Origin of the sequence: Paenibacillus sp. Soil787, from assembly GCF_001429545.1 — a bacterium.
In the GTDB taxonomy this organism is placed as follows: domain Bacteria; phylum Bacillota; class Bacilli; order Paenibacillales; family NBRC-103111; genus Paenibacillus_E.
Genome location: NZ_LMSP01000034.1, coordinates 123,918 through 150,514, shown reverse-complemented (window position 1 = coordinate 150,514; position 26,597 = coordinate 123,918). Strand labels below are relative to the sequence as shown.

Sequence of the window (26,597 nt, the reverse complement as noted above, 5' to 3'; positions counted from 1 at the left end):
GGTCGGTGGGCTGGAATATCGTGATTGCTGATGATGAAGCGCCGGCAAGGGAAGAATTAATTTATCTCTTGGAACAGTTCGAAGATGTGGACAAGGTGACCCCGGCGACCGGCGGTATGGATGCGATTAAGAAGGTAAAAGAACAAGATCCGGATGTCTTATTTCTCGATATGGACATGCCGGATTTAAACGGGCTTCAAGTGGCGGAAATCGCCCGTGAGATCAATCCACAGGTGAAGATTGTATTCTCCACTGCGTACGATCAATATGCCATCCATGCATTTAAGCTGCGCGCTTTTCATTATATGCTTAAACCCTATGACGAAGAAGATTTAGCAATCGTCTTTCAAGAACTGCGTAAAATTCGAATCCAGAACGGATCGGTCGCTATTGCCCATCCTTCCTCCGGAATGACAAGTGTGAAACTAGCCCTTGAATTGGATGAAGGCATTACTTATGTGTCACCGAAGGACATCATGTATATCAGTAAAGAAATCAAGCATGTACAGGTTCATCTTCGTGATAAAGCTTATAACGTATCCTATATATTATTAGAGCTGGAACAAAAATTGGAGCCATTTGGATTTTTTCGCTGTCACAAAAGCTATCTAGTCAACCTGGCATCCATTATCGAGATGAAGACCTGGGTCAACGGAGCTTACAATCTGGTCATGGATGACGCGATGAGGAGCAGCATACCCGTTAGTCGGAATTATGTGAAGCTGCTGCGTTTGAAACTCGAAATTTAACATCTTAAGGCCCAAATATGGCATGATGCGCTCCAGATATTTCGCTCGGAAACCAAACAAGCTATACTTCTTGCAAGCGCTAACAATTATGAGTCAAATGGAGGGGAAACAAGGGAATGACCAGTGGCGCTAATGGATGTATGGGCTCATTTTTGTGTTCAATCGAGAATGTAAACACTTACTGGGAGTGATAGATATGAAAAACAAATTTACTTCGTATGTGATCTGGGGTGCGATTGCAGCGTTAGGTGCAGCAGGCTTCGCTATGCTTGCGCTTTCGAGTGGCGAGAACATTTCGGCAGCTTGGTTAATTATTGCCGCGATTTGTACGTATGCTTTTGGCTACCGCTTCTATAGCCGGTTCATTGCTAAGAAAATATATGAGTTAAATGACAAACGGGCAACTCCTGCTCATGTTCATAACGATTCCAAAGACTATGTCCCGACCAATAAATATGTTCTCTTTGGCCATCACTTCGCAGCCATCGCTGGAGCAGGACCGCTTGTTGGTCCGATATTAGCCGCACAAATGGGATATTTACCGAGCATTCTCTGGATTATTATCGGGGCTGTACTTGCCGGCTGCGTGCAAGACTTTGTGACTCTTGTTGGATCCATGCGCCGGGACGGAAAGTCGCTCGGGCAAATGGCCAAGGACGAAGTAGGCCGATTCAGCGGTACATTAGCATCCGTTGCAACGTTAGCGATTTTAATTATCATCGTCGCTGTTCTCGGACTCGTCGTAGTAAAAGCATTAGCTGAATCACCTTGGGGCATGTTTACGATCGCTATGACTATGCCGATTGCCATATTCATGGGCTTTTATATGCGTTATATTCGCCCTGGTAAAGTGATCGAGGGTTCTATCATTGGTTTCGTCTTATTGATGATTGCTTTATGGTCAGGACAGTTCGTAGCGGAAAGTCCGTTACTGTCTCATATGTTCACCTTCACTGCTCCGCAAATCGCTATTTTAATGGTGGTTTATGGCCTCATTGCTTCCATTTTGCCGGTTTGGGTACTCCTTGCGCCGCGTGACTATTTGAGCTCCTTTTTGAAAATCGGCGTTATCATCTTACTTGCTGGCGGCATCATGATACTTTTACCGGATTTGAAAATGCCGGCTGTGACCAAGTTTATTGATGGAACCGGGCCTGTATTTTCCGGGAATTTATTCCCATTCTTATTCATTACGATTGCTTGCGGCGCATGTTCCGGATTTCATTCCTTAATTTCATCGGGGACTACTCCGAAAATGATCGACAGAGAAAGTCATGCGCCATTTATCGGTTATGCCGGTATGGCCGCAGAATCTTTTGTCGCCGTCATGGCATTGATCGCAGCCTGTTCCTTAGAACCAGGCATTTACTTCGCGATGAACTCTTCACCGGCTGCGATTGGAACAGATCCTGTGGCCGTTGCTGCTAAAATCTCATCCTGGGGCTTCACGCTGACTCCTGATCAGATTACAAGCACGGCCAAAGCCATCGGTGAAAAGACGATCCTTTCGAGAACTGGCGGGGCACCAACGCTTGCTGTAGGTATGGCAGAGATCTTCTCAACGTTTCTTAATGGAGCCAAAGCATTCTGGTACCATTTCGCTATTTTGTTTGAAGCTGTCTTTATCTTAACAGCCGTAGATGCCGGTACACGTGTTGGCCGTTTTATGCTGCAGGATCTAATCGGTAACTTCTACAAGCCATTTGGCCAAACGAAAGAATTCAAATACAATTTCATTGCTTCTCTTCTTGTTTGCTCGGCTTGGGGATACTTCTTATATCAAGGTGCCATTGATCCGTTCGGAGGCATCAATTCCTTATGGTCTCTATTCGGAATCGCGAATCAAATGCTAGCCGCCATTGCTTTAGCCGTAGCGGTAACGATTATGATTAAAATGGGCAAAGCCCGGTACGCTTGGGTAGGCATCCTTCCTTTTGTGTTCCTCTCCGTGACGACATTAACCGCAGGTTTCCAAAAAGCTTTCTCCGATAATGCAGCCATAGGATTTATAGCGGCAGCGAAGAAATATCAAGCAGGAATTGACAAAGGTCAAGTTATCGCGCCTGCTAAGAATATGGATGTCATGCATCAGATTGTGACAAATAACTATATCGATGCGGCCCTGACCATTTTCTTCGGTATCGTAGTCATTCTGATGATCATCATCTCTTTACGGGTATGGTATACGATCATCATTCAAAAACAAAAACCTAGGTTAAATGAAGCACCGTTTGTACAATCCACATTTGGAGCCTGATGCCATGAAAACAATTGCAAGTTTTACAAAGAAGGTTAACACGACAATCAAGGTTATTTTCAATATCCCGGATTATGATAAATACTTGAAGCATCTGCAGGATCATCATCCAGAGGATACACCTATGACGGAAAAGGAATTTTACATGCTTTCCCTTCATGAACGTTATGAAAGCGGTAAAATTAATCGCTGCTGTTAATGAAAAAACGGAGCATTACGGGAGGAATGAACCCGAGATGCTCCGTTTTTATTGTTTCATAGAAATGGGGCTCCAGCTTCCTTGAAAGCATGCATCATTTCCGGTGTTATTGCTGAATCACTGATAATCCCGATGGTTTCTTGGACTTCCCCAATCACAAACAAGGAGCTCCGGCTGAACTTGGAATGATCGGCAACGAGGTAAGTCTCCATCGACTGCTTCATCATGCGTCGGTTGGTCTCGGCTTCCAGCTCATTATAAATCATCATGCCGCGAGATAAGGAAACGCCGTCCACACCCATGAAAGTTTTGCGAATGCTGAGATTTTCTAACGTTGCATTGGCGAGTGGTCCTGACAGCTCGAAGGTTTGGGTACGAATCACCCCGCCAGTAAGGATAAGTTGCAGTCCCGACGTACCGATAAGCTCATAGGCGATATTAACCGCATTCGTGATCACGGTAAGGTTCTTGAATTGGTTAAGCTTTTTAGCGATAAAAGTCGTCGTCGTACCGCCGGTTAAACCGATGATATCGCCATCTTCAATATAGCGCAGCGCCTTGTCGGCGATTTCTTTCTTCTCATCCGTGTAGAGGTCCATTTTGTTGAAAAAAGGGACTTCGACCTTCAAGCTTTCAAGCACAGCGCCTCCAAAGGTGCGGATGCAGCGCTTTTCTTGTTCGAGTATCTCAAGGTCCCGTCTAGCCGTTGCTTCCGATACGGCAAACTGCTTGACGATATCGGTCAAGGCAATGGAGCCTTTATCTTTAATGGCTTGCATAATCGCATCGCGGCGAATGTCTGTCTTTCCCATTGTACCTCCTAAAAGCAGATCCTTATTCTTCCTGTAGATAACGCTTTCTTATATCTTATCATGTCAATGGATAAGCCGTCCATCGGATGGTGTCGAAGTATGAAGGCGCGGAGCGTGATCCGCGGAAAGTGATCTGCCAAATAAGAGTCCCCAGAGACTCCTATTTGAGTGGAGCGCTACCGAAAAGCAAAAATAGCAGTCTCTAGAAGCTCTTATTTGCTCAGATTTCATCCAATTTGAGCTTAATCTGCCTGAATAAGAGTCCCAAGAGACTCTTATTTGAGTGGAAAGTGCCGGAAAAGCAAAAATAGCAGTCTCTGGAGGCTCTTATTTGCTTAGATTTCATCCAATTTAAGCTTAATCTGCCAAATAAGAGTCCCCAGAGAATCATTTTGAGTAGTTTAGTTGTCATGGGTTGCGTTAACGTTGAAGTACATCGCTAAAGTGAATGTGATTGCGAAATTTGCTGCGTTAGCGACGATGTTTTATAGCTTTAAAGTAGCTTGCAGTGGGTAGGTGGCAGTGGATAGTGGGTAGTTTGAAAGTCTGGAGGAGTGAGCGGCTGATATCCATTATGTGGGTGCATTTACAAAGCACACAAAGCCCCCGGCCCAATATAGGCCGGGGGGAGGGCTTCAAGCGGCACACGAGCGGTGCCGCAAAAGTAAGCAGCTGCTACACCGTTGCTGCGGTCAAATCAAGCCATGCCAGCTCCTGCGGAGACAGCACAAGCTGCGCGCCGTCACGGCATGAGAGCATTTCGGCTTCGCTGCGCGGGCCAATGAGCGCGCATGCCGGGAACGGCTGGCTCAGCACATAGGCGAGCGCGATCTGGATCGCGCTGACGCCTTTTTCCTGCGCCAGCTGCTGCGCGCGGCGCAGCCGCGTCCAGTTCTCGTCGCTGTAGAAGACGCGGACGAGGTCGGCGTTATCGCGGTTCTCCGGTGTGAACCGTCCAGTGAAAAATCCGCGTGCCTGCGAAGACCAGGACAGCAGCGGAAACTGCTTGGCTTCGTGCCAACGCAGCGCCCCCTCGTCAGTTGAGACACAGCCGGCCCAGAATGGCTCGTTCGCTTTGGCGAGGCTAAGGTTAGGGCTGCTGAAGCTGAAGCCAATTAGACCATGCTGCTCGGCATAATCTGCTGCTTCTTGCAGACGTTCATGTGTCCAGTTGGACCCGCCAAAGGCGCGGATTCTTCCAGCTTCCACATGTTCATTCAGCGCTTCGAGGATAACGCCGACCGGTGTTGCCGGGTCATCGCGATGAAGCGCATAAAGATCAACATGGTCAGTGCGCAGTCTCTCGAGACTAGTGAACAGGTCACTGCGAATCGCTTCCGCATTCACTCTTGACCCGCTGGCATCATGATGTGCGCCCTTGGTGAAGATATTGATGTCATCGCGATTACCCATCTCATCCAGCCAAATCCCAATCGCTTGCTCGCTCTGGCCGCCGCAATAGATGAAGGCAGTATCAATCGTGTTTCCGCCTATAGATAAATAATGTCCAAGGATATCACTGACTTCTTGACGATTGTCCAGTCTAAAAAAGTCCGATCCCATGATCAGTTTAGATACGGGTTTATCTAATCCTTTAATTTGAATGTGCTTCATATGACATCATCCCTGCTTTCTTTTTATGAATGATTATTGATTAATCATAATTCTAGAGCGCTCTCTAGCTGACTTTAGACACGCATCAATCACTTTCATATTGCTAACAGCATCACTCGCTGGGAAGCGGGGAGCTTTCTCACCCCAAGCAGCATAAGCCATATCGTCAGCTTGCAGGGAATATTGGTTCAGGAACGGAACCTCTTCATCACGTTGTTCATTTCCAACAAATACTTTAAAGTGACCAGATTCTTCAGTTGGCGTTATAAAAGCCGAAGGAATTTCAATGCGTCCTAGTGTGCCTAGCACTTCAATATTATTTCGGAAAGCCGCCCACATCCCGCAGTCAAAGGTTAGCGCGACATTGCCGCTAAATTCAACTAAGCCGGACATCATCATATCGACGTTATCATGCTCAGGTGAGAAGAAAGCATGGGTGGTTACAGCCTCAGGTTCTCTGCCTAACAGCATTCTAGCTGCACTTAATGGATAACAGCCTACGTCATAGAGCGCGCCGCCTCCCCATTCGCGTACGAAGCGAACATTTTTGCTATCTCCCGGATTACTGAAGGTAAAAACACCATGAATTCCACGAATATCACCGATTTCACCGGAGTCCATAATGGCCTTGATCCGCTCGTACCGCGGGTGGTGTCTATACATGAAGGCTTCGGCAAACAGCATCCCTGCTTGTTCGCATGCCGTGACCATTTCTTGAACATCATCTGCCGTAAGAGAAGCTGGCTTCTCGCAAAGTACATGCTTACCAGCCTGGGCAGCACGAATCGTCCACTCTTTGTGCAGATGGTTCGGAAGCGGTATGTATAAAGCATCAATATCTGGATCCTCGATCAATTCTTCATAACTGCCATAAGCCTTAGGAATATCTAGCTTAGTTGCAGTTTCCTGCGACTTCTGCAAATTGCGGCTGGCAATAGCGCTTACAATACCAGTTTGAGACTGCTTGATACCAGGAATACAAGCCCTAATCGCAATATTGGCGCAACCCAAAATTCCCCAACGAAGCTTTGTCATTACAGCATTTCTCCTTTTGTAAAATAATTGATAACGGTATATTGTTATTATAAAACGAGTTATTTAAAATGAATATGATAATATATTGCACCCAGTAACGGAATATTGTCATTAGAAGTGGAGGGGTAAAGGATGCAAAGGCAGGCCATGCTGCCAAGGCTGCAGCAGTCTTCTTTTTTCATTTTTCCAGAATCTGTCGGATGGTATCGTGATTTCTCCAATCATTCCGTCTATCGGTCCGAAAGGTTATGCGAGACTTTTAGCTTGCATTTCATCGTTTCAGGTAAAGGGTACGTCGAAATTGAGGGGGAACAATATCCCATTCAAAAAGGGGATGCATTTCTATATTTTCCGTACCAAGAACAAAGATACTACAGTTCGAAGGAAGATCCTTGGGATGTCCGTTGGGTTCATTTTTATGGAAACCAGTTAAAGGAGTTTATGCTGGAACGAGGATTTCTCCGTACTTTATGGACGTTAAAGCGATGGAATGAGCTCGAAGAAGCGCTTCACGGGCTGCTACTGGAGGCGGAGACGAATAGCATTCTTCGAACAACGAATCTTTCGGCGCTGACGTATAAGATATTGTGCGAATTCATGAGCTATGCGGCGCCTTTAACGGGAAATCGCGGGATGGAATCTGTGGATCGCATTCTCGCCTTACTTCCCTCGATGCAGCAAAAAGCCTGTGAACCGTTCATCTTGGAAGAGTGGGCGGAGCTCACAGGCGTAAGCACATACTATTTCTGCAAATTGTTTCGTAAAGCGATGTCGATGACGCCGCTCTCTTTCATTACACTTTGCCGTATTCAATTTGCTAAACAGCGTTTAATTGAAAAGGAAAATTTGCCGATCAAAGATATCGCCAAGGAATCAGGTTATGCCAGCGCGAGTTATTTCAACCAGCGGTTTCAAGAACATGAAGGAATGACGCCAAGCGAATTTCGAAGCTTTTATGCCAAAAGCTTACTGGGATAGGCGAGAACGAATCGGTTTCCCGTCCCAGATGAGCTCGGTCACAGCTTGGCGCGCTTTCACTTCCGGTTCTTCCAGCAGGAGGAAGAAATTTTTCGTAGGCAATTCACCTAGTTGATGCTTGGCTGAGAGCATGTCCAAAAAGGGTCGCATATTGTCTAATTGACCCGACATGTTGCTGCTGCCTTGCTGCGAAAATGCATAGAGTACACTGGCTATTGGCGCACGTTTCACGCGGAATTGTTCGGCTGCCCGTAAGAAGAAATCCCAGTCCCAATAATGAAATACGTCCGTGTCAAAAGCGCCCAAAGCTTTGATAACTTCGGGACGAAAAATACAACCGGAAGAGAAGAAGGTCGAAAACCTGCGCATCGCAGGCACATTGAACTCATAAGCAAAAACGAACCGATCAGTGATGGAACGTGCGTTATTTTCATATACATAATCGAAAATTTCTACGTCTGGATAGACGAGATCATAGCCTTCAATTTCTTGCAGCATACGCTCGATATGGATCGGGAGCAGCAGATCGTCGTCGTCACAGAGCATGATGAAATCGCCTTTCACCTCTTGCAATCCGCGGTTGCGCGCATGAACGTGCTTCAAGTTTTGCGGCATATTCACGATCTGAATAGATAGTTCGGGGTATAACTCCTGAATGAAATCGACGGAGGGGCCGCAATCGTTGACGATGATGATTTGCAGGTTTTTGTACGTTTGGCGATATAATGATTCTGCGAGCTCAGCGAGTTCAATTTGTCGATTATACGTAGGGATAATGATGGACACTAATGGCTGATAAGACATGAAAAAGCGCACCTCCGATTTATGGTAATGTAAGCTTACCTCAATTTCGGTGTACTTCTCAAATATAAGTTCAAAACTTTAAGGCTATACTTACGATGCCAGTTTTCTTCGAAAACTCTAAGGAGGTTGCTAATGCTGGAAGTACCGCATACAATGATAAGCTTTTCTGATCTTCATTTATGGAAGAAGGATCGATATCTAGGCGCATTGGTTGGCGAAATCGATGCCATTGGGCTGCTTAGTCTGGATATTTTCGATACGCTATTATTTCGTACATGTGCAAATCCCTCTGACGTTTTTGTTCGTGTTGCGGAAAAGGCACACCGTATTGGTTGCCTGAAAGCATCCATAACGCCAGCTGCTTTCAAAGAGATGCGATTTCGTGCTCAGAACAATGCTAGTGATCGGCAAGCTGCTTTAACGGGCTTTGGCGAGGTCACTTTGGAACTCATTTATGCTGAGATGCCGGATGGAACCTGTAACAGGGACAAGATGGCTCAGATAGAAGTCGAGATTGAAGCGGAAGTTTGTTATGTGAACCCTCATGTAGCGTCATTGATAGCTGCTTGTAAAAGCTTGCAGATTCCGGTAGCCCTATTATCGGATATGTATTTATCCTCAAAGCAGCTGCGCTGGATTCTTGCGTCGTCAGGTCTAGATTTATCAAGTATGGATACGCTGCTTGTTTCTTCGGAGGAGCATGAAGGGAAGTCATCGGGGCATTTATTCGCTCGGTTGAAGGAGATTTACCCACAGATCGCGAGTCACGCTATTGTACATATTGGCGACAATATAGCCGCAGATGTGGAAGGAGCCTCCAAAGAAGGGATAAGGAGCATACACTATAATGTCGTTCCTGAACATTTCGAGAGCTTGCATCACTGGGAATATGTTAGACATGGACATGTACTGCCAGAATGGAAGTCCTTGCGGAAGTTAGCTGAAGCCTCGGATATGACGGTTGGAATGGGCGAGCTGAACCGGGTATTTTATAAGATGGGTGCCAGTGTGGTAGGACCGTTCTTGCAAGCCCTGTGTGAGTGGGTCATTGATCAATGCGTGGATGAGGGTATCCGGATTGTACATCCTTTAATGAGAGAAGCTTATTTGTTAGCTCCGATGCTTGAAAATGCTGCGCGAATTCGAGGTATTGACCTCCAGATTAAACCGATCTATGTTTCCAGACAAGCTAGTTTCATGGCAGGACTGGAGAGCTTTGGTGATGATGAGCTAGCGCTTTTGCTGGGTATTCAAGGTTTGAAATTAGGGGAGCTGTTCGAGGTACTCGATATGAGCGATGAAAGCGTTCATTTTGAAGCGTTTTTGGAGAAGAGAATTGAGAATTGCAAGTTTATAATAGGTGAAAATGGAAGCTCAATCTATGATCAAATTGGGGATTTTCTACGAAGTGGCCCCATACAAACTAAAATTTTGGCATCTGTGCAGCGGCATCGGCAGCTTTTTGTAAGTTATTTGAAGCAAGAATTTGGTTCGCCTGAACGGCTGGTAACGGTCGATATTGGCTTTCATGGAACCATTCAGAAATCACTAGAAAAAATCGTAAGCTTAGCAGGATATAAGCCGCAGATGACGCATTTGCTTGCTGTTGGCGCTAATCGGCTGGATGAGCTGAGCATGCGTGGTATGGATATCCGAAGTATGCTGCGCTCGGGTAGCGGAGGAACTGAAGAGGGGAAACGTATCGCAAGGACGCCAGCTTTCTTGGAGGAGCTCATGATGGGCGATTTCGGTTCGACGCTGCGTTATGCAGAAGGCGAGCTCGGTCAAATCATACCGATAACGGCAGATCTGAAACGTACGGATGAAGAGTACGCGATGAAACGGGCATGTCAAAAAGGTGCTCTGGCGTTCCAAGGTTATTATGCTTATCTGCTGCGGCAGAAAGAGGGGCGATTGCAGCGAGCATCCTTACAGCCTGTGGAGTGGAGCAAGCCGCTGCACCGTGTTCTTGATATGCCAACGCCCGAGGAAGCGCGATTGTTGGGGGATTTGACGCATCAGGACAATTTCTGTACCGAGTACATTGCACCGATTTGTGAAGACGTGGCCGAAGAATGGTTCGAGCAAGGGCCGGAAGCCTTTTTGAATACGTGTAACTATGGGCCGTCGGTCTTGAATGCGAATTGGCCGCAGGGCCTTGTGACCAGACGATTTCCATATTATTTGTATACATTCTATTTGCGGCTTCAAGATGGGTTTGGCAGCCAGGTTATGCTGTTTGAGACGATCCAAAGGGTGAAAGAGGATGGCGTAGATGCCATTCATCTTTATGGAACGGGGGCTTTTGCCGAGCAGGTCTTGAAAATGGCTTGGTTTCATGGTCTTGAGATTCGGTACTGGATTGATCCGCAAGTTGGACTGGATGCTGCCCCTTGGGGACGGTTTGCTTATGTTACTTTGGAACAGGTGAGGGATGGGGGGACTGAAACAGAAATAGAGGAAGAGACAAAGGCGGAGACTGGAACTAGGACTAGGACTAGGACAGAGAAAGGAACGGCCACTAACGCTTTTTTGATCGCGACGTTATCAGATATGCAGGAATATAAGAACCATATTTTGCATGTATATGAGGGTAGTGGGGTAACGCCGATCTTATATGAGCTTCGTCCTTAGGAAAATTAGCACCTAATATAGGGATCTTTGGTCGTAGACCAAAGTCTCTCCTCGTTTCAGTCATTGAACCAAATCGATGGATGGAACATCTTAATTAGTGATCTATCTACTTGAAGGATGAACCTATTTTGGTTGAAAAAGGAAGGTGAATGGGATGAAGCAAAAGTTACTAAGCTTGTTTCCCGTGCTTTATCGCTTGCGAATTGCCCAGTTGAGACTGAAACGGCATTTCCTGAATTTGAATCCATCGATTACCTATGCTAGGCATCGAGTTGTCCATTCGCTTCCCTATACTTGCAAAAAGCACCAATCCTTACTGCGAAGAAAGCTCGGTTCTTCCGATCCCATTTTACAAGAAAACAAAATTACAAATTTACGGATCAGCGTTGGACGTATGGATGGTATTGTGATTCGACCGGGAGAAACCTTTTCCTTCTGGAAGTTAGTTGGGAAAACAACGTCGGCTAAAGGCTACATTGAAGGCCTGCTGTTATCGCAAGGCGGAGTGAAGCGAGGTGTCGGAGGCGGGATATGCCAGTTGGGCAATTTACTGTTTTGGATGGCTTTGCATACCCCACTTCAAGTCGTGGAGCGGCATCACCATAGCTTTGATCCATTTCCGGATGATCAGCGGGTTCTGCCTTTTGGGAGCGGAGCGAGTGTATTTTACAATTATATAGACCTGCGCATTTATAATCCTACCCAACATACTTTCCAGTTCCGGTTGTGGCTGACTGATGAGCATTTGAAAGGCTCTGTGCATTGTGATGCGCTTTTACCGCATGCTTATCATATCGAGGAGAAAAACCACCGTTTTCTTGAAAAAGAGGGCCGAAACTATCGTGAAAATGAGATTTGGCGCAAAGTGATTGATAAAAGAACTGGAAACATAGCTGCGGAGGAACAAATGATTCATAACCTCTCGGAAGTGAAGTATGACTTGTTCCATACGTCTTAAGAAGGTACTAGTTGAAGTTAGTACTTTTGGAAAAGATAAAGGCGAGGTAACCTGAGTTTATAGGAAAGAACAAGGGGGACTAAGCCATGCAGACCATTTCATTCACTAAAAATCGGTTTTTGCAGATGATGATCGTGGTGTATGTAGGGATATGGATTTGGTTAGCGGTGAAGCCTTACAGCAGGTATGACTGGGTTCTGGAAAATCTGCTGATCTGGGCAGCGTTAATTGGGCTTGTAAGTACATATAAGTTTTTTACATTTACAAATCTGTCTTATGTATGGATTGCTTTGTTCCTAGTGCTGCATACGATTGGGGCACATTATTCGTATAATGAGAATTGGGTGGATGTTTGGTTGAGGCAAATTTTTCACTCACAACGTGATAATTACGATCGTTTGGTACATTTTAGCTTTGGATTGCTCCTCGCCTATCCGATTCGGGAAGCGATGAGTGCATGGACGCGCTTAAGCAGTCAATGGCTTTATGTGATTACCTGTGTTATCGTGTTGGCGATGGGGGCTTTTTATGAGCTAATTGAAATGTGGGTTGCGCTGCTTGTTGCTCCTGAGATTGGAACGTTGTTCCTTGGAACACAGGGTGATCCCTGGGATACGCACCATGATATGGAGCTTGCTCTGTACGGGGCTGTGATTGCTATGGTTGTCACTGCGGTTTGGCGTAAGGTGCGTGGAAGGTAAAAAGAAAGCAGGATTATGAGATTAGGCAGGGAAATGATTAGGGGAATAAGCAAGGAATCAATCCAATAGAAGTGACATTATTTATAGCAGAAATCGCTATCGTGGAGGCTGGTTGCCAATGTCAGTAGGAGAACAGAAAGAAATTTATGTCTATGTGGGTTCCTATACAGATGAGCGCAATGCAAATGGGATTTCTTTGTATGCGTTCAATCCAATGAGCGGAGAAATGAGGCTGGTGGAGTCGTACTCCGATTTGCCAAATGCTTCGTTCCTTGCTCTGAATGATGCGCGGACGATATTGTATGCGGTGAGCGAGACAGAAACATTCAACGGTCGTTTTGGAGGCTCCGTGGCAGCTTATGCGATAGAAGCCGGCACAGGCAGGCTGGAGAAGCTGAATCAGCAACCGACGGACGGAGCTGCTCCTTGTTATATCAGCTTGGACCAGACTAACCGAACGGTGTATGTAGCGAATTACTCAAGCGGCAGTGTGACCGTTTATCCGGTAGAATCGGACGGGCGGCTTGGTGAGCATGCGCAGTTGGTGAAGCACGAAGGCCCATTAGGGCCGCGTGCGGATCGCCAAGAGGCTCCGCATGCGCATTCGATTGTTCCGGCACCGAACAATCGGTATGCGATTTCAGCCGATCTGGGCCTTGATCGGCTGATGGTTAGCCGCATTGACGCGGAGAGCGGCTTGCTTCTGCCGCATGGAGATGCGGCGATGAAGCCGGGCGCAGGCCCGCGGCATTTGGTTTATAGCGCGGACAGCCGGTACGTGTACGCGATTAATGAGCTGGACAGCACGGTTACCGTGCTGGGCTATGAAGCAGACGCGGGAGTTCTGACCGCGGTCCAGAGCATTTCGACGCTGCCGGAAGGCTTCAGCGGCGAGAGCACATGCGCGGACATCCATCTCTCTGGGGATGGCCGCTATGTATATGCGTCCAACCGCGGACACGATAGTGTCGCGGTTTATGGGGTTGACCGACAAAGCGGCACGCTGTCGGTCGTGGGTTGGCAGGCGACGCTCGGGCGGACGCCTCGGAACTTTGCCCTATCGCCGCAGGGGGAGTTCCTCCTCGCGGCGAACCAGGACTCGAACAGCATTACAGTATTCCGCATTGATGCGGAAACTGGAATGCTGCGTGAAACGGGGCAAACCGCAGCGGTGTCGCGGCCGGTTTGCATCAAGTTTCTCTAGGACATAAAGAGCGAACACCCACCCAGCGTAGGCTGCTTGGGTGTTCGCTCTTTTTTTGGTAGTTCAGCGGCGGGTGCTTCTCTACCTGACTTTAACGATGATTTACATCGCTAAAGTCAGGTCGAAGACCAAATATGCTCTCATAGTGATGAAAAACATGAAAAACATCCTTACTGATGGCAGTTGGATGTATTTTGATATAAAAGATGGTCTGAGACGATGTTTTTCAAAGTTAAATGCATGAAAAAAGGTATTTTAGTCTTGTTAGTGATGAAAAACATGCTTAATGCCCAGAATTTCCCACTCAAACTAAAACTCACTGATATAGCAGCAAATTTAGTAAGCAGCCGTAACAGTAGGCTATATTTCTGTAGGTGTTAGTAATTAAAAAACATCTCAAAAATTAGTTGCATATGCAACTAATCGGGCATATACTAAAACAGTAGCAAGTGCAACGATTCGGAAATTCACTACAATTTTGCTCAACAAAGGAGACATATGATGATCGAAAATAGAAATTCGATACCAAGGTGGGTCTCGCTTATTTATCGTTACGGGCAGATGTATATTGGTGAGCATTTGAAGAAATATGACATCGGCAGAGGGCAGCATATTTTCATCAACGCACTGTATAAAGAAGATGGTCTCACGCAGGAGGAGTTGGCGGATTATTTGAAGATTGATAAAGGTACGACTGCCAAAGCGCTTAAAAAGTTAGAAGAGCAAGGCTACATAACTCGCACGGTTAGTAAAAAAGATAAGAGATGCAACGAAGTTCATCTGACTGAGAAGGCACTGCTGATTAAGGGTGATGTACGGAAGGTGCTGACGGATTGGCGGGAACGTCTAACGTATGGTTTAACGGATGAGGAGAAACAACTGGCTTTGACTATTTTGGAGAAAATGGGGGATAATGCGTCCCGTTTCGCAGAGGAGCAGATGGAGCCATGAATATGAAGCTTGCAGGTTCACTGTTTGTCGATAAGCATTTCCATGCTTTAACGCATCGTAATTATCGGTATCTTTGGTTAGGTCAGTGTGTATCGCTCATTGGAACATGGATGCAAAATATTGGGCAGTCATGGCTCGTTCTGACAATCACCGGATCGCCTCTTAAACTTGGTATTGTTGCGGCATGTCAGTTCCTCCCAATCCTCTTATTTTCCTTGTTTGCAGGCATTATTGTGGATAAGTTTCCAAAGAAGAACATCCTGCTTGTTACGCAAACGGTCGCGATGATTCTAGCCTTTACGTTGGCTATACTCGTCTTGACGGATACGGTAAAGTACAGCTATATCATTGTGCTAGCGCTGCTGCTTGGGCTTAATAACACGCTGGATATGCCAACGAGACAGTCGTTTAATATAGAAATCGTTGGTAAAGAAGATCTCATGAATGCCATAGCTCTCAATTCAACGACATTTAACATGGCAAGAATCGTTGGCCCTGCAATTGGTGCGGTGATGATGGCTTGGTTGGGTGCTGGTTGGTGCTTCTTGCTCAATGGAGTTAGCTTTCTGGCTGTTCTGTATGGATTGTTTCATATTCAAGCAGCACCTTATGTTCGGAAGAAGAATTCACGAGATGGCATAATGAAGGAAATTAAAGATGGAATTATCTACATTGCAAGAGATCCTTTGCTAGCACAGACTGTGCTTCTCGTAACGGTGATCGGCACGCTTGCATTTAACTTTAATGTACTCATTCCGGTTTTCACTAAAAATGTGCTGTACATGGGAGAGACGACGTATGGTACGTTAATGTCATGTCTAGGTGTGGGCTCTTTCGTGGGGGCTCTTACGATGTCGTTCCGCAGTAAGCAAGGGCCTATGCTTAAATTAAGCATTGTTGCTAGTTTAGTAGTTGCGGTTTGTTTGGTCTTAAATGGACTAAGCTCTTCCGCTTGGGTCTGCGGTGGATTACTGGCTCTTACCGGATTTTTCAACATCATATTTGCAACGAACAGTAATTCTTCCCTTCAGATGCATGCCAAAGAGGAGTATCGCGCGCGCGTGATGAGTGTGTATTCACTTGTATTTGCGGGCTCCACGCCAATAGGAAGCATTTTTGCTGGTTTTGTTGCTGATCGATATGGTGCAAATGGGGCTTTCGTCTGTTGCGGTGTGTTAACTGGTGTGCTTTGTCTGATTATTATTTGGAATTATAGGAAGAAATCTGCTAATAAATCGCTTAAGGAAATAGGAACTGCCTCATAAATGAGAGGAAATGTTATTTTTATAGCAAAAATATCCATTTTTTGGATTGTCAATTGTTGGTGTATCCGCTACAATATGAGTTATATTCATGTCGTTATTGGGGAGGGAATCTTGTGCTGGGCTTTTTGAAAAAATGGATGCATACACCAAAGCAGGAACCTACGAACGCTGTGGATTATAAAACGATGGAAATCGACGTTGTTATCAAGTGCTTTGTGTCGGATAAAGACAAGCCGTTTCGTGTGATTTTTAAAGTGGAGAAACAAGGCTCATTCTTTTCCAAAGATATTTTCGTGAAAAATGTGGATATTAAGACACCCTACGAACTGGTTTATAACTTCTCCACACTTGGAATGAACTATGAAGAGCTGAAGAAGTACGAAAGCACTGATCATGCTGAGTACAGTTTCGCGACTTTGGAAGAAGCCAAAAAGGTGAAAGATACAACAGTCGACTACATACGCTTTCTTATCCGTGAGCATCAACAAGAAACACTCGCAAAAATTTCATAGGATTCGACCAAAAAGGAGCTAGCGAGAATTCTCGTTAGCTCCTTTTCTGTATAACCTCGTGGCCGCAGTGAGTGTGCTTTAAGGGCGGGTACCATTATTTTGCCGATTCAGCTGTAGCTGCTTCCGCTTTGTGCTGTTGTACGATTTCTTTCAGCCGGAATTGGCGAAGCTTCGTAATCGATGCAAATTTGGAATCAGCACCCTTGATTTCGAAAAACACTTTGCCATCCTGAATCTGTAGAATTTTTCTTGTGTTCACATAGCAATCCGTGTTGACCTTGAAAAAGGAGCTATTGGCAGTAATTTCTTGAATTTGCTCAGTGGTCATGCGTTTTTTAATGTGAAAGTTTTTCCCATGGAAAGAGACGAGCCCATGTTCTCCGACACGGAAGTACATGATATCCTTCTCAAGTGCGAAGTCTTCATAGGTGTTCCTTGTTTCGATTTCGAGCGCTACATTCATTTTGTAATCCCCCTTCTTAAAATGATAACGCTTACATTGAGAACGTTTTCATCTTACCATATTTTAAAAGAGATTTAAAGTAGTTTTAAACGTAAAATTACCAAAAAACCTAACTCTAGTGAGTTAGGTCCAATAGCTAATAGCAGATATTGACGAAAGAAATCGTATTTCCCCGGAAATAATTAAACGACCACGTTGCGTGCCACCCAAACACCTGCAGCCCCAGCTTGGGCCAAGCCTCTTGTAATTCCTGCCCCGTCACCGCCGCAGAACAAGCCATGTATCTCGGTTTCGAAACTTTCACTAAGTTTAGGACGAGCGGAATAGAATTTCGCTTCAACACCATAGAAAAGAGTATGCTCAGAAGCGATACCTGGCGTTACCTTTTCAAGCGCATGGATCATTTCAATTAAACTTTTCATTGTATTGTAAGGAAGAACAAGTCCTAGATCTCCAGGAACAGCTTCGGATAAAGTCGGCTCAAGGAAGCCTTCACGAATTCGATCCGCCGTTGACCTGCGTCCGCGCATGATGTCCCCAAATTTCTGAACAATAACACCGCCGCTGGATAAGTCATTCGCATGTTTACATATTTCACGCGCATATTCATTCGGCTTATCGAAAGGCTCAGTGAATTTATGAGAAACGAGCAGGGCGAAGTTCGTATTATTGGAACCAAGGGCTGGATCCTTGTAAGAGTGGCCGTTCGCTGCCATGACGCCGCTGTGATTCTCGACGACAACATGCCCAGATGGATTGCTGCAGAATGTACGTACTCGTGTACCCACAGATGTATTATAAATGAACTTGCCTTCATAAAGATGCTCGTTGATTTCGCGCATAACGACATCCGAGGTTTCTACGCGGACGCCTACATCGACTTGATTGTTGTACATTTTGAGTCGGCGCTTTTTGAGTACTTGCGTTAACCAAGCAGAACCGTCTCTACCTGGCGCTAACATCACTTGTTTACTATGAATTTCAGTGCCATCCTTCATTCGAATGCCTTGGATGACATGCTTGTCCTCCCGTTTAAAGGTTAGGATATCTTCAACTTCAGCTTTGAACTGCATATCGATACGTGTCTTCAAATATTCATAGATGGATTTCAAAATCATTAGGTTTTGCTCGGTTCCTAGATGTCTAACCTGAGCACGAAGCAGCTTTAATCCAGCTGCGTAGGAGCGCTGTTCAATAACTTTTACAGCCTCGGTCGTGGGGTCCGTAATGTTCTCGGTTGCACCATGCTGTAGATTAATGCCATCGACATAACGAATCAGATCGATCACTTTGGTAGGTGCTAAATAATCCGTCATCCAGCCGCCGAACTCGGTCGTGATGTTGAATTTGCCATCGCTATAAGCGCCGGCGCCTCCGAAGCCAGCTGTAATGGAACAGGCAGGAAGACAGCCGGAGAAATCCTTTTTGCCTGCTGGGGGAGGACACAGCTTGATTTTACTTTCCAAGATCGGACAACTGCGATGGTAAATATCATGGCCTTTGTCTACGAGCAATACTTTAGCGTTAGGATGAAGCAATGTCATTTCATAACAGGCAAAAATACCGGCAGGTCCTGCACCAACAACGATAAAATCATAAGTGTTCATTGTAATCTCCTCTGGATCATTCAATTTTGGACACAAAAAAACCCAGCCACACAGGTATGCGAAAGCAAGTACCCGTCGTAGCTAGGAAGTTATGGCTCCCTCTAGAGACCCTTAAGCCAATCCTCAAGGATATACGAACGATTTATATGTATGTGGCTATTACTTACCGCCTTTACTATCATAATACGAACATTAAATGATGTCAATTAGATAACGTTCGTATAATTTTAGTTATACCACAATGGAAACCGTAAAGCTGGTTTCAGCATCTGAGCTGCTGACATAAACAGTTCCGTCATACTTATCCACTAGTTTTTTGACAATGCTCAAACCTAAGCCGGCGTGGTGTCTGGACTCTTGTTTCGTAGAGAAGCCAGGCTCGAATATACTTTCTAGAAGACCGCTAGGGATAGGGTCTCCGTTATTGATGACCTTAAATGTAAGTAAATTTCCTTCTAAAATGCCAATTAAACGGACTTCTTTCTCCTCTGCCTTTTTGGAAACTATAACGGCGTCAAACGCGTTATCGATTAAATTGCTGATAATTCGAACCAAATCTGTCGCTTTAACAGCTCCAAGGTTGATCTGATTTAAATTACTGACTTCATGGAAGAATGTAATTTTGCGTTCAACGGCCTGTATGACCTTAGATTGTACAATCGCGCATAAAGCGGGTACGTTAATTTGAATAATGTCATTCAAAGCGGTTGTTTCACCGATAATCTCGGTGGTGTAACGATCTAATTCCGTATATTCTTTCAAATGAACGAGGGAATGTATCGTCGCTACATGATTATTGAAATCATGGCGCTGTTCTTTCATAGAACGGAACAATGAGCCGATATGATCAACGTAAACTTCTTGGATGCTCTCCGCGGTCGCTTCACGATTCCGATTGATGAAGCGGATGCTCAGGATGACTAGAATGAATGCGATGAGTGCGGTTGATCCGATCAGAATGAGCAGGTTTACTTGCTGTTGTTGAATTGATTTTTGTACGGTTTCATAATCGGCTGTCAGACCGATAACAACAGGGGAATCCAGTTGAAGCGGAATGAACATTTTGAGATAGGTTTTTCCGTTGATCGTGGTGAGAAGCTGCTTGGTTTGCTTCGATTCCATAACGGCTTGAACCATTTCTTGATCCCGATTATCTTTCATCGTATAGGACCCGAACAGTATCTCCCGATCTGTGAACCAGGTGTAGCCTTCTTTTTTATACTGTTCCTGCTGCTTAAGGAAAATGGGCGTATTAAAGACGGCAATTTCTTTGGCACCATGGTTGGTATAGCCATGAATTATTTCATTAATAACAGCATCCACACCCGTTTCCCGTTGATAGTCTCGGAAGAACGTGTCATGCACATAGGGATCGAGTATATAATTCGTGCGCCCATCGTAATAATAGCCCCATTTGTCAACAAACTGAGGGTTCGTCATTGATGTATTCATGGGTCCCGACCAATAATGTGGCAGCGCTTGGCCGCTTTCTACATTCGTTTCTTTGGTGTCTAGAAGCTGATTGAATGCTTGGAACCAGTCTCTGCTCCAGGATTTGGTGCTCATATTAATCTCCTTAGGTTCGGAAGATTTGTAGCCAATAATATCATCACCGCTTCGTTTCATTAGCGTAATATGATCGATCATTAACTCTTTACTGAGAACAGTTAGCTCTTCATTCTTCACTTTCTCTATGTCGGGATCCAGTCGGTATTGTGCCGCCAAGGAAGCTGTACGCAGATTTTGACCGATTAGGTTTTCAACATATTTCTCACCCGTTTTGGAATGTTTAATGGAGATGGCGACGTTATCGGCGATAAGCTGCAGCTTGGTTTCAAGCTCAGTTGTTAGCATTCTCTTCGTATAATAGTAGAATACGCTATCTGTAAGTAGTACAATTATTAAGGAAATCATCAGAATAAAGATCGAGGAGCGAAGGTGGATTTTCGGTTTTGGTTTATGTGGTCTGTTCATGTTGTCCTCCTAAAATGGCCATATCTATCAACTATCATAGTATAAAAATACATAGAATCACACACTAAAATGGAGGTATTTATGAAAGTAACATTTTTGGGTTGCGGGGACGGTTTCAGTGTCGAACAAGGGCATAATAGTGCTCTTCTTACCTTTGCAGATACGAATCTATGCATAGATTTCCCTGAGTCTAATCATCTTGGGGTGCATCAATTGGGAATAAAGCTCAATCAGATTGAGCATATTTTTATCACTCATCTGCATGAGGATCACGTGAATGGCTTGCAGAAGCTCGCTTTGTATCATCGGGTGTATCCGGGCAGAGTGAAGCCCAAGCTGTATGTACCTACCGGTTTAAAAGACGATTTGTGGCAAATCTTGCGCCATGGATTGGAGCTGACGACGAGGGGCAAGCGCGAGTTTGAGGACTATTTTGAAATCGAATGTGTGGAAAATGAGTTTGTAGTATCTGGTGTGAAGTTCGAACTTGTCCCTACTTTACATGTGCCGGACATGCTGAGTTACGGTCTTCTGTGCAAGCCGTTCTTTTACTTTAGCGGGGATACCAGGTTGGATGAAAGCTATATTCGGAGTATCGCCGAAGAGGTGAAAACCATTTACCACGAATGTCATATGCAGGATGATCAGCTGCCGTCGCATACGTCACTCGAAGAACTGCTGACGCTGCCGGAATCCATTCAAGCGAAGATGATTTTAATGCATTATGTGGATGATTATTTGGAGTCGAAGCTAAGGGAGAAGTTTCATCTGGAGCATAAGGTTCGGCTGGCTGAGCCTTTGCTAGGGTATATGTAGTGCATATCTTGCAGCTATTGAAGGACCTACGGTCGTGATCAACCAAGAAAGCTTAAGTCGTTTCTAATCATGGGGCTTTGCAACTTGTTTTTATTTTTATCAAAAATAAGGGGCTGAAAAGCAATGAGTCAACCATTCATTAGAAACCATCAATATAATGATATAGACAGTGAGGCTTGCAACAAGAATAACCGATGTTGCCGAGCTGGAGAAATCCATACAGGGCGTGTCGATTGGTCCGTAATTGCCGCGCTGTCTGCATGAGGAAGAAAATCAATAAAGGAGCTGCTCCGAAGGTCATCAAGACCTGAGGGACAGCTCCTTTTCTCAGTAGATAACCTGCATTTTATACATGATAAAACATACAAAAAGTAAAATTATAGAGGATGACCTGCAAAAGATACATCTAAATCGAACCCTTTATTCGCTTTTGGCGCTTTTCGAGCAAATGAGATGCAGGTTTTACAGGTAAACACCCTTGAAACGGCAAATCCTTTAAAATAAGATGTACTTTTTGCAGGTCGAGGCTGGTCAGCAGACAGTGAAGTTTATTTGTTTGACTTGTTGGAAACCGAAAAGATACTGCTTAAAGTTGTAGGAGATTTGCTCGGGTGGATTCAGGAGATGCCACTGTTCCCCTACAGTTCGTTTGTGAAGTTGTGGTGGAGTCATGTATCTAGAGCCGCTTACCTGAAAATATGTCCAATGGTTCTTGAATATCGTCATGGTAACGCTTTCGCAAAATCATTATAGTTAGGTTGTGGTAAACACAAGTCCATTACTCTGTGTTCAAATTGAAGGGAGATTAAAAAGATGGGGAAGATGAAAAGTTTTCAAATGATTGGTTTAGCCGGGCTATCCTTGACAATGGTGCTATCAGGTTGTTCTTCAACGAAAACGGCGACTTCGTCTCCGGCTGCGGCAACACCAGCAGCTTCAGCGGCAGCCACGAAAGCACCTGAACCTGCAAAAAGCGTAGAAAAAGTTACGGTGAACTTCTGGACGCCATTCTCAGGGAATGATGGTCCATTTATGAAGAAAATCGTCGACAATTATAATAAATCGCAAGAAAAATATACCGTGAAAATGACGATTCAACCTAATGGAGATTACTACAAGCTGCTTGATACTGCAATTGCAACGAAAAAAGGAGTTCCGGATGTAGCGATCATGCATCTTGACCAAACGCCTACATATATAGCTAAAGATTTGTTGCAGCCATTGGATGAAGTCGCAAAATCCGTTGGTGTAGAAAAAAGTAACTTCCCTCCAGCAACCGTAGATTACTCAACAAAAGATGGCAAATGGTACAGCATTCCTTTGGACATTCATCCATTAATTATGTATTACAATAAAGATTTGTTTGCAGCAGCCGGCATTACAGCGCCTCCAACCAATCGTCAAGAATTCGTGGATGCTGCTAAAAAGTTAACCGATCCTTCCAAGGGTATATGGGGAGCGGCAATGCCGACTTTCTGGATTCAAAATTTCTTGTTCCCAACGATCCTATTCCAAAATGGCGGAAGCTTTTTAGATGATAAAGGGAATATTGCTTACAACTCACCAGCAGGTGTAGAAGCTGTTACGTTTATGAGAAGCTTGACGACGATGAAAGTATCGCCTCCTACGGTTGCGCAAGATGGCGACTTTAACTTGTTCCAACAAGGAAAGAGCGCCATGCACTTCAATGGTCCGTGGTCCAAGGATGCTTTCGATAAAGCCAAGATTAACTATGGTGTTGCACCCGTTCCACAACTAGGAACCGTCAAACAAGCTGTTTTCGGCGGATCACACAACTTCGTCATTCCTAAATCAACGACAGATGCCAATGTTCTTGCAGGTGCCGGTGATTTCTTGAAATTCGTAAATGCCAATTCGATTGATTGGGCAGAGTCCGGTCAAGCGGTTGCTTCCAAAGTCGTACGTGACAGCGCCGCGTTCAAAGCTATGACGCAGCAACAAACTGAAGTTGCTAAGGAATTTGATTATGTTCAATTTGCTCCTAAAGTATTAAATTGGGGTCCAATTTCCGACAGTATTTGGAGTGAGTTAGCTAATGCTTTGCAAGGTAAAAAGGATCCTAAAGCTGCCCTTGATGATGCAGCAGCCAAATCTACACAAGCGATGAAGAAGTAATTCATATGAAATAAATGAAGGCGGGTATCGTTTACCCGTCTTCAATTTTAAAGATTAGGAGGGAAACAGTTGCCTACAACATCCAATTGGAAATCAAAGCTGACTTCAAGCTTATTCATATTACCGTATTTTTTAGCTTTTTTAGCCTTTACGCTTATACCCATCATTTATGGCTTTATCATTAGTTTGAAGCAATATAACTTACTTGACCCTGTGCATCCGTTTGTTGGATTCGACAATTATAAAAGCATATTTACCAATGGTACCCAGGAAAATGACCTCTTCTTCATCGGAATGAAAGCGACATTGAAGTTTGTTGTCTTTTCGGTTCCATTTTTAGTAATCGTGGGCTTAGGCTTTGCCTTGCTGCTAAATGCACTTCCCGCAAAACTTCGGTCCCTGTTTCGGTCGATTTATTTTATTCCCTATGCCGTATCGGCCACTGTTATGGCCGTGATTTGGAAGAGAATGTTTGATGTTACCGGTGGATTTATCAATTTACTTTTAGCCAAGCTTGGGATTCATGAGTTTGACCCGATTCCATGGCTGCTGGATAAACCCTTTGTATGGTTCGCTTTGGTTGTAGCTACGCTTTGGTGGACCATTGGGTTCAACATGATTATCTTTGTAAATGCGCTAAATGGGGTGCCGGAGGATCTTTATGAAGCAGCAAAAATAGACGGAGCGAATGGCTGGGACAGACTGAAGAGCATCACACTTCCATCCATCAGACCCGTTATCATTTTCGTATTGATTACATCGACCATTGCTTCCTATAATGTCTTTGCTCAGCCTAATTTAATGAGCAATGCGGGGGATGAGACGAAAGTTTTATTGATGGGTATTTTGCAAACGGCCTACACGGCTAGAGAAATCGGTTCTGCTTCTGCCATGGCCATCTTAATGGGCTTAACCATCATGATTGTTTCCATTATTCAATTTAAAGTCACGAATAGAAAGGAGTAGAGGACGTTGAAACCGTTGAAATTATTTTATGTGTTATCGGCTTCTCTACTTGGCGTCATCTTTGTACTACCGATGCTATGGATGTTTTCGAATTCTTTTAAAACAGACATCGAAGTCATGTCACCTGTGTTTCATTTATTGCCTCAAGAGTTTACATGGGATAACTTCCATACGATTTTTGTGGGGGGTGATGTTGAGGTTCCCATTTTTCGGTGGATTTTCAACTCTTTTTTTGTAGGCTTTGCCGCGACAATCCTAGTTATCTTGCTAGATACCTTAGCTGCGTATGCGTTAACAAAGTTGGACATTCCGTTCAAAAAAACATTGTTTACTTTGTTTGTAGGCTCATTAATGGTTCCGGGGATTATTTCATTCCTTCCTCAATATTTGAATTTCAGTAATTACAATTTGATCAATACGTATTATGTACTTATTTTGCCATACTCTGGAGGGGCACTTGGTGTGTTTCTGCTGATTCAATTTTTCCAATCCTTCCCGAATGAAATTATTGAAGCCGCAAGAATAGATGGGGCAAATAAATGGCATGTGTTCTGCTCCGTCATGCTTCCGTCATCGGTTTCGATTGTTACGACGCTCGCTATTTTCACATTTATGGCTGTATTCAATGACTATGTATGGCCGTTTTTTACAGTGACAGACTTGGAGATGCGAACGCTCACAGCGGGTATTGCGGTCATGGCAACAGGAAGTTTTGTTCAGTCCTATGGGAAATTAATGGCTTTAGCCACCTTATCAACGATCCCTACTTTGCTTATATTTATAATTGGACAAAAGCAATTCATTCAATCCATTACTGCCACAGGGGTTAAACAGTAAAAAGGAACGCTGTCAAAGGTGGTTATTCAAATGCGTATGTTGATGACATTATTAGGTTGTATTCTGCTATTGGCGGGATGTTCGAAAGGGGTTGTAGAGGAAGCTGTGAAGGAAACCAAAAGCACGGTATCGCCATCAAAAGAAGCGAAAACATTTACGAACCCTATCCTCGATAACGGAGCCGATCCATGGGTCACTTCGAAGGATGGAACCTATTATTATACACATACAACGGGAAATTCGATTCGAATTTGGAAGTCGCAAACATTAACAGGGCTTTCAAATGCCGAATATAAAGACGTCTGGTTTCCACCTGTTTCAGGACCTAATACGTCAAACATTTGGGCTCCTGAGTTGCATTTTCTCAAGGGGAAATGGTATATCTACTATGCGGCAGATGACGGTCAGAATGAGAACCATCGGATGTTCGTGCTGGAATCGGAGACGGATGATCCTCTAAGGAAATATGTAGACAGGGGAATGATGGACACTTCTGGCAGATGGGCTATTGATGGAACAACGCTGCAAAAAGAGGATGGGTCGTTATATTTCATTTGGTCGGGCTGGGAAGGTACGGTGAACGTGAGCCAACATTTGTACATTGCACCGATGAGTAGTCCGTACACGATTAGCGGAAAACCCGTAGAAATCTCAAGACCCACCTATGATTGGGAATTGGTCGGGATGCCAACCATTAATGAAGGTCCGCAGGTATTGATGCATCAGGAGCAAATATTTGTTATTTATTCGGCAAGCGGAAGCTGGACGGATGACTATTGTCTAGGGATGCTGAGCACACAGATGAATAGTGACTTGTTGAATCCTGCCTCATGGAAAAAGCATGATAAAGCCGTATTTTCGAAAACAGATCAGGTATACGGACCTGGTCATAATTCTTTTGCGAAATCACCAGATGGTAAAGAGGATTGGATTCTGTATCATGGCGCGAAATCGCAGGGCTCTGGTTGGAATCGCAACGTACGTATGCAGCCATTTAAGTGGAATCAAGACGGATCGCCGAATTTTGGGACTCCGATTGCGGAAGGGATTCCAATAGCAGTGCCTAGCGGTGAATAGAATTTGATTACAGGAGTAAAAAGGTCATTGGATTCACACGCCCTACTT

General features: G+C 44.7%; 23 protein-coding genes and 1 riboswitch. Of the genes, 16 read left to right on the top strand and 7 right to left on the bottom strand.

All coding sequences use genetic code 11. From position 1 onward, the window contains the following. Positions 1-5 precede the first annotated feature (5 nt). The 3 genes from ASG93_RS24390 (at position 6) to ASG93_RS24380 (ending at position 3,205) form a co-directional block, all read left to right on the top strand. A complete protein-coding gene (locus ASG93_RS24390) occupies positions 6-749 on the top strand; it encodes a LytR/AlgR family response regulator transcription factor (RefSeq protein WP_056836151.1) in 744 nt (247 codons plus the stop codon). Positions 750-945: 196 nt separating this feature from the next. Next, positions 946-3,006, top strand: coding sequence for a carbon starvation CstA family protein (locus tag ASG93_RS24385; protein ID WP_056836149.1), 2,061 nt, complete (start codon positions 946-948; stop codon positions 3,004-3,006). A 4-nt stretch (positions 3,007-3,010) separates the two neighbouring features. Further along, positions 3,011-3,205, top strand: coding sequence for a YbdD/YjiX family protein (locus ASG93_RS24380; protein WP_056836148.1), 195 nt, complete (start codon positions 3,011-3,013; stop codon positions 3,203-3,205). Positions 3,206-3,261: 56 nt separating this feature from the next. On the opposite strand, the gene ASG93_RS24375 is transcribed toward ASG93_RS24380, so the two are convergent. From ASG93_RS24375 to ASG93_RS24365, 3 genes are all read right to left on the bottom strand, one after another. After that, a complete protein-coding gene (locus tag ASG93_RS24375; protein ID WP_056836146.1) occupies positions 3,262-4,017 on the bottom strand; it encodes a DeoR/GlpR family DNA-binding transcription regulator in 756 nt (251 codons plus the stop codon). A 675-nt stretch (positions 4,018-4,692) separates the two neighbouring features. After that, complete coding sequence (locus ASG93_RS24370; protein ID WP_056836144.1) at positions 4,693-5,631, bottom strand: aldo/keto reductase; 939 nt, start codon at positions 5,629-5,631, stop codon at positions 4,693-4,695. A gap of 33 nt (positions 5,632-5,664) precedes the next feature. Beyond that, positions 5,665-6,666 (bottom strand): Gfo/Idh/MocA family protein, encoded by a 1,002-nt coding sequence (locus ASG93_RS24365; protein WP_056836142.1) that lies wholly within the window; start codon positions 6,664-6,666, stop codon positions 5,665-5,667. A 132-nt stretch (positions 6,667-6,798) separates the two neighbouring features. Here ASG93_RS24365 and ASG93_RS24360 point away from each other — a divergent pair, with 132 nt between their 5' ends. Then, positions 6,799-7,644, top strand: a complete 846-nt coding sequence (locus ASG93_RS24360; RefSeq protein WP_056836140.1) for an AraC family transcriptional regulator — start codon at positions 6,799-6,801, stop codon at positions 7,642-7,644. Here the strand turns inward: ASG93_RS24360 and ASG93_RS24355 are convergent. Continuing rightward, the gene (locus ASG93_RS24355; protein ID WP_056836138.1) at positions 7,633-8,448 is read right to left on the bottom strand and encodes a glycosyltransferase family 2 protein; all 816 of its coding nucleotides are present in this window, start codon (positions 8,446-8,448) and stop codon (positions 7,633-7,635) included. The two genes, ASG93_RS24360 and ASG93_RS24355, sit on opposite strands and share 12 nt — an antisense overlap. A gap of 132 nt (positions 8,449-8,580) precedes the next feature. Between ASG93_RS24355 and ASG93_RS24350 the strand changes: the two genes are divergently transcribed. From ASG93_RS24350 to ASG93_RS24320, 7 genes are all read left to right on the top strand, one after another. After that, positions 8,581-11,082: an HAD family hydrolase gene (locus ASG93_RS24350; RefSeq protein WP_056836136.1), complete on the top strand. Its 2,502-nt coding sequence runs from the start codon at positions 8,581-8,583 to the stop codon at positions 11,080-11,082. A gap of 154 nt (positions 11,083-11,236) precedes the next feature. Further along, a complete protein-coding gene (locus ASG93_RS24345) occupies positions 11,237-12,040 on the top strand; it encodes a VanW family protein (protein ID WP_056836134.1) in 804 nt (267 codons plus the stop codon). A gap of 86 nt (positions 12,041-12,126) precedes the next feature. Further along, positions 12,127-12,741: a DUF2238 domain-containing protein gene (locus ASG93_RS24340; RefSeq protein WP_056836132.1), complete on the top strand. Its 615-nt coding sequence runs from the start codon at positions 12,127-12,129 to the stop codon at positions 12,739-12,741. 118 nt (positions 12,742-12,859) lie between these two features. Beyond that, positions 12,860-13,945: a lactonase family protein gene (locus ASG93_RS24335; protein ID WP_056836130.1), complete on the top strand. Its 1,086-nt coding sequence runs from the start codon at positions 12,860-12,862 to the stop codon at positions 13,943-13,945. Positions 13,946-14,443: 498 nt separating this feature from the next. Then, on the top strand, positions 14,444-14,896 hold the full coding sequence (locus ASG93_RS24330; RefSeq protein WP_063891957.1) for a MarR family winged helix-turn-helix transcriptional regulator: 453 nt from the start codon (positions 14,444-14,446) through the stop codon (positions 14,894-14,896). Beyond that, the gene (locus ASG93_RS24325) at positions 14,893-16,161 is read left to right on the top strand and encodes an MFS transporter (protein WP_056836126.1); all 1,269 of its coding nucleotides are present in this window, start codon (positions 14,893-14,895) and stop codon (positions 16,159-16,161) included. Before ASG93_RS24330 ends, ASG93_RS24325 begins: the two co-directional genes overlap by 4 nt. A gap of 113 nt (positions 16,162-16,274) precedes the next feature. Continuing rightward, positions 16,275-16,673, top strand: coding sequence for a hypothetical protein (locus tag ASG93_RS24320; RefSeq protein ID WP_056836124.1), 399 nt, complete (start codon positions 16,275-16,277; stop codon positions 16,671-16,673). A 94-nt stretch (positions 16,674-16,767) separates the two neighbouring features. Here the strand turns inward: ASG93_RS24320 and ASG93_RS24315 are convergent, their stop codons facing one another. From ASG93_RS24315 to ASG93_RS24305, 3 genes are all read right to left on the bottom strand, one after another. Further along, positions 16,768-17,136, bottom strand: a complete 369-nt coding sequence (locus tag ASG93_RS24315) for a LytTR family transcriptional regulator DNA-binding domain-containing protein (protein ID WP_056836122.1) — start codon at positions 17,134-17,136, stop codon at positions 16,768-16,770. 182 nt (positions 17,137-17,318) lie between these two features. Then, on the bottom strand, positions 17,319-18,743 hold the full coding sequence (locus ASG93_RS24310; protein ID WP_056836120.1) for an NAD(P)/FAD-dependent oxidoreductase: 1,425 nt from the start codon (positions 18,741-18,743) through the stop codon (positions 17,319-17,321). A gap of 58 nt (positions 18,744-18,801) precedes the next feature. Then, a riboswitch (purine riboswitch) is annotated at positions 18,802-18,900 on the bottom strand. A gap of 74 nt (positions 18,901-18,974) precedes the next feature. Further along, on the bottom strand, positions 18,975-20,717 hold the full coding sequence (locus tag ASG93_RS24305) for a sensor histidine kinase (RefSeq protein ID WP_056836118.1): 1,743 nt from the start codon (positions 20,715-20,717) through the stop codon (positions 18,975-18,977). Positions 20,718-20,798: 81 nt separating this feature from the next. Between ASG93_RS24305 and ASG93_RS24300 the strand changes: the two genes are divergently transcribed. The 5 genes from ASG93_RS24300 (at position 20,799) to ASG93_RS24280 (ending at position 26,549) form a co-directional block, all read left to right on the top strand. Continuing rightward, on the top strand, positions 20,799-21,533 hold the full coding sequence (locus ASG93_RS24300) for an MBL fold metallo-hydrolase (protein ID WP_056836116.1): 735 nt from the start codon (positions 20,799-20,801) through the stop codon (positions 21,531-21,533). Between the two features lie 813 nt (positions 21,534-22,346). Beyond that, the gene (locus tag ASG93_RS24295) at positions 22,347-23,669 is read left to right on the top strand and encodes an ABC transporter substrate-binding protein (protein ID WP_056836114.1); all 1,323 of its coding nucleotides are present in this window, start codon (positions 22,347-22,349) and stop codon (positions 23,667-23,669) included. 69 nt (positions 23,670-23,738) lie between these two features. Further along, the gene (locus ASG93_RS24290; protein WP_056836113.1) at positions 23,739-24,635 is read left to right on the top strand and encodes a carbohydrate ABC transporter permease; all 897 of its coding nucleotides are present in this window, start codon (positions 23,739-23,741) and stop codon (positions 24,633-24,635) included. A 6-nt stretch (positions 24,636-24,641) separates the two neighbouring features. Further along, entirely contained in the window at positions 24,642-25,472 is an 831-nt protein-coding gene (locus tag ASG93_RS24285; RefSeq protein WP_056836111.1) for a carbohydrate ABC transporter permease, read from the top strand. Positions 25,473-25,502: 30 nt separating this feature from the next. Further along, positions 25,503-26,549 (top strand): family 43 glycosylhydrolase, encoded by a 1,047-nt coding sequence (locus ASG93_RS24280; protein WP_200984523.1) that lies wholly within the window; start codon positions 25,503-25,505, stop codon positions 26,547-26,549. Positions 26,550-26,597: the final 48 nt, after the last annotated feature.

Bases quoted from the DNA above. Each gene is read 5' to 3' on its own strand.
- ASG93_RS24385 (WP_056836149.1), top strand. From the start codon at position 946: ATGAAAAACAAATTTACTTCGTATGTGATCTGGGGTGCGATTGCAGCG.
- ASG93_RS24380 (WP_056836148.1), top strand. From the start codon at position 3,011: ATGAAAACAATTGCAAGTTTTACAAAGAAGGTTAACACGACAATCAAG.
- ASG93_RS24375 (WP_056836146.1), bottom strand. From the start codon at position 4,017: ATGGGAAAGACAGACATTCGCCGCGATGCGATTATGCAAGCCATTAAA.
- ASG93_RS24370 (WP_056836144.1), bottom strand. From the start codon at position 5,631: ATGAAGCACATTCAAATTAAAGGATTAGATAAACCCGTATCTAAACTG.
- ASG93_RS24365 (WP_056836142.1), bottom strand. From the start codon at position 6,666: ATGACAAAGCTTCGTTGGGGAATTTTGGGTTGCGCCAATATTGCGATT.
- ASG93_RS24360 (WP_056836140.1), top strand. From the start codon at position 6,799: ATGCAAAGGCAGGCCATGCTGCCAAGGCTGCAGCAGTCTTCTTTTTTC.
- ASG93_RS24355 (WP_056836138.1), bottom strand. From the start codon at position 8,448: ATGTCTTATCAGCCATTAGTGTCCATCATTATCCCTACGTATAATCGA.
- ASG93_RS24350 (WP_056836136.1), top strand. From the start codon at position 8,581: ATGCTGGAAGTACCGCATACAATGATAAGCTTTTCTGATCTTCATTTA.
- ASG93_RS24345 (WP_056836134.1), top strand. From the start codon at position 11,237: ATGAAGCAAAAGTTACTAAGCTTGTTTCCCGTGCTTTATCGCTTGCGA.
- ASG93_RS24340 (WP_056836132.1), top strand. From the start codon at position 12,127: ATGCAGACCATTTCATTCACTAAAAATCGGTTTTTGCAGATGATGATC.
- ASG93_RS24335 (WP_056836130.1), top strand. From the start codon at position 12,860: ATGTCAGTAGGAGAACAGAAAGAAATTTATGTCTATGTGGGTTCCTAT.
- ASG93_RS24330 (WP_063891957.1), top strand. From the start codon at position 14,444: ATGATGATCGAAAATAGAAATTCGATACCAAGGTGGGTCTCGCTTATT.
- ASG93_RS24325 (WP_056836126.1), top strand. From the start codon at position 14,893: ATGAATATGAAGCTTGCAGGTTCACTGTTTGTCGATAAGCATTTCCAT.
- ASG93_RS24315 (WP_056836122.1), bottom strand. From the start codon at position 17,136: ATGAATGTAGCGCTCGAAATCGAAACAAGGAACACCTATGAAGACTTC.
- ASG93_RS24310 (WP_056836120.1), bottom strand. From the start codon at position 18,743: ATGAACACTTATGATTTTATCGTTGTTGGTGCAGGACCTGCCGGTATT.
- ASG93_RS24305 (WP_056836118.1), bottom strand. From the start codon at position 20,717: ATGAACAGACCACATAAACCAAAACCGAAAATCCACCTTCGCTCCTCG.
- ASG93_RS24300 (WP_056836116.1), top strand. From the start codon at position 20,799: ATGAAAGTAACATTTTTGGGTTGCGGGGACGGTTTCAGTGTCGAACAA.
- ASG93_RS24295 (WP_056836114.1), top strand. From the start codon at position 22,347: ATGGGGAAGATGAAAAGTTTTCAAATGATTGGTTTAGCCGGGCTATCC.
- ASG93_RS24280 (WP_200984523.1), top strand. From the start codon at position 25,503: ATGCGTATGTTGATGACATTATTAGGTTGTATTCTGCTATTGGCGGGA.